The following is a 2795-nucleotide window of genomic DNA, read 5'->3' on the forward strand; positions in this document are numbered from 1 at the left end:
CCCCGACCCCCGCCGCCGGCAGAGCCGGAAACCGGGGCGAGGGCCGGGGGTACGTCCCGGGCACCGCAGATGTGGGAGTGCGGGGCCCGGGGCGGTCGGCCGCGAGGTGCGGCCGACGGTCAGCGGTTGGTGCAGGAACCGCCGAGCACGGGATTCTCGGCGCCGATCACGCTCACGGTGTTGTCGCACACGTGCACCCCGACCCTGACCGGGACCTGCACATCGTTGCCCGAGACGACACCCGTCGCCGCGGAGGCGGCACCGGCCCCGGCGATGGCCAGACCGCCGGCCGCGAGGGTGAGGGCAGCGATCTTCTTGATGTTCTTCACTTGGTCAGTTCCTCCTAGCGTGATACCGCGGCCATGTGCCGTGGCACGCACTGGAGAACGGGCCAGGTCCTCTCGGGTTGCGCTGTTCGGGTGACATACACCCGACGGTATGAATCTCTGCTCTGCCGATGACCTTCCCGTAGGGGCCTGTCGGGGCCTTGTGGGGCCCTGTAGGGCCTTTCTCGATCTTCCGGGCCCTTCGTGGCCTTTCGGGCGCCTTTCCGGGCCGTCGCCTCCGCCGGCCCGGGTCCGGTCAGGCGCCGATCCCGTGCCGTACCGCCCAGAGCGCCGCCTGGGTGCGGTCCGCCAGGTCCAGCTTCATCAGGATGTTGGAGACATGGGTCTTCACGGTCTTCTCGGAGAGGACCAGGGCGCGGGCGATCTCCCGGTTGGAGCGCCCCTCGGCGATCAGCGCCAGCACCTCCCGCTCGCGCTCGGTGAGCGGGTTCTGCCGGCCCGACCCGCCGCCCGCCTCCTCCTGGGAGAGCAGCGCCGTCGCCACCTCCGGCTGGAGCAGCACATGCCCCGCGTGTACGGACCGGATGGCGCCGGCCAGGGCGTCGGGGTCCACGTCCTTGTACACGTAGCCCGCGGCGCCGGCCCGCAGCGCGGGCACCACGGTGCGCTGCTCGGTGAAGCTGGTGACCACCAGGACCCGGGCCGCGCTGTCCGCCTCGCGGAGCCGGCGCAGCGCCTCGATGCCGTCCATGCCCGGCATCTTCACGTCCATGAGGATCACGTCCGGGCGCAGCTCGGTGGCCCGGAGCACCCCCTCCGCACCGTCCGCGGCCTCGCCGACGACCTCGATGTCGTCCTGTACCTCCAGGAAGGTCCGCAGCCCGCGCCGGACCACCTGGTGGTCGTCGACGATGAGCACCCGGATCCTGCCACCGCCCCGCCGCTCCCCGGACCGGTCCGCCCCGGACCCCGTCCGCGCCGCTTCCGATTCAGCCACCGGGCACCTCCATCTCGATCACCGTGCCCTTGCCGGGCGCCGACTCCACCCGCAATCTGCCGCCGACCCCGCCCGCGCGGTCGCGCATCGACACCAGGCCCAGGTGCCGCCCGGCGCGCCGCACGGTGGCCGGGTCGAATCCGCGGCCGTCGTCCTGGATCCGCAGCAGCGCGCCGCCGGGGCGCAGCCGGGTGAGGGTGACCTCCACCCGGTCGGCGCCGGCGTGCCGCAGCGCGTTGTGCAGCGCCTCCTGCGCCACCCGCAGCAGCGCCTCCTCCTGGGCGGCGGGCAGGGCGCGTACGCCGCGTGCCGCGAAGGTGACGCGGGCGGTGTGCGCCCGGTCCAGCACCTGGATCTGGGTGCGCAGGGTGGCGACCAGCCCGTCCTCGTCCAGGGCCGCGGGGCGCAGCTCGACCACGGCGGCCCGCAGCTCGTCGGCGGCCTCCGCGGCCAGCGCCGCGACCTGCTGCAGCTCGGTCTTGGCGCGGGCCGGATCGCGGTCGACCAGGGCGGTCGCCGCCTGGGCGGTGAGCCGCAGCGAGAACAGTTTCTGCGCCACGGCGTCGTGCAGCTCATGGGCGAGCCGGGCGCGCTCGGAGGCGATGGTCAGCTCCCGGCCGCGCTCGTAGAGCCGGGCGTTGGTGAGCGCGATGGCGGCGTGCTGGGCCAGGGTGCCGAGCAGTTCCTCGTCCCGGGCGGTGAAGCCGCAGCTGCCCGCCGGCTTGGGGCACCTCTTGTTGGCCAGGAACAGGGCGCCCAGCACCTCGTCGCCGTCGGCGATCGGCAGACCGATGAAGTCGGACATCTCCGGGTGGGCCTCGGGCCAGCCCCCGAAGCGGGGGTCCTCGCGGACGTCGGCCAGCCGCTGCGGGGTGGCGTCCTTGAGCATGGCGGCGAGGATGCCGTGCTGGCGGGGCAGCGGGCCGATGGCCTTCCACTCCTCGTCACTGACCCCGTCCACCACGAACTGGGCGAAGCCGCCGTGGTCGTCGGGGACGCCGAGGGCCGCGTACTCGGCGTCCAGCAGCTGCCGGGCCGAGACGACGATCGTGTGGAGCACCTCGCGCACGTCCAGATGCCGGTTCATGGCCAGGAGCGCGCGACTCACCCGCGACAGCCCGGCTCCGGGGTCGCTGCTTGGTGCCGTATTCATGGGATCACCGTATCCGCGGCCCGGCGGGGCCGTATCGGACCGGCGGCGGCCGATACGTAGGCCTTGGGGACTAGGCCGTCCCGGCGCACCCGCCGCCCTCGGTGGAGGCGTTCGGTGCCCCGGCTTCCCGGGCCCGGGGTCCGGCCGTTCCGGGGCCGCCTCGCGGGTCCGTCCCGGTCTCTACCGAGTCATCCGCTATACGGGTCTCCGCCTCAATAGCCCGAAAAGCCCGTGTTCCTGTATTCACTCGCGCACAGAGAGCGAGAGCAAAGGGGTCCCCGTGTGAGCCCGGGCATAGGACCCAGATCACTTACGAAGCGCCTTAGTGGAGAGAAGAACCCCCCGTAAACCCCGAATC

General features: G+C 73.1%; 3 protein-coding genes. All 3 read right to left on the reverse strand.

Going from position 1 to position 2795, the window contains the following annotated elements; translation table 11 throughout:
* Positions 1 to 119: 119 nt before the first annotated feature.
* Positions 120 to 329 (reverse strand): chaplin, encoded by a 210-nt coding sequence (locus E4099_RS31020; RefSeq protein ID WP_135342431.1) that lies wholly within the window; start codon positions 327 to 329, stop codon positions 120 to 122.
* Between the two features lie 253 nt (positions 330 to 582).
* Entirely contained in the window at positions 583 to 1212 is a 630-nt protein-coding gene (locus tag E4099_RS31025) for a response regulator (RefSeq protein ID WP_135342433.1), read from the reverse strand.
* Between the two features lie 64 nt (positions 1213 to 1276).
* A complete protein-coding gene (locus E4099_RS31030; protein ID WP_135342432.1) occupies positions 1277 to 2437 on the reverse strand; it encodes a GAF domain-containing sensor histidine kinase in 1161 nt (386 codons plus the stop codon).
* Positions 2438 to 2795: the final 358 nt, after the last annotated feature.

The sequence above is a fragment of the Streptomyces palmae genome, assembly GCF_004684805.1.
Classification (GTDB): Bacteria; Actinomycetota; Actinomycetes; order Streptomycetales; family Streptomycetaceae; genus Streptomyces; species Streptomyces palmae.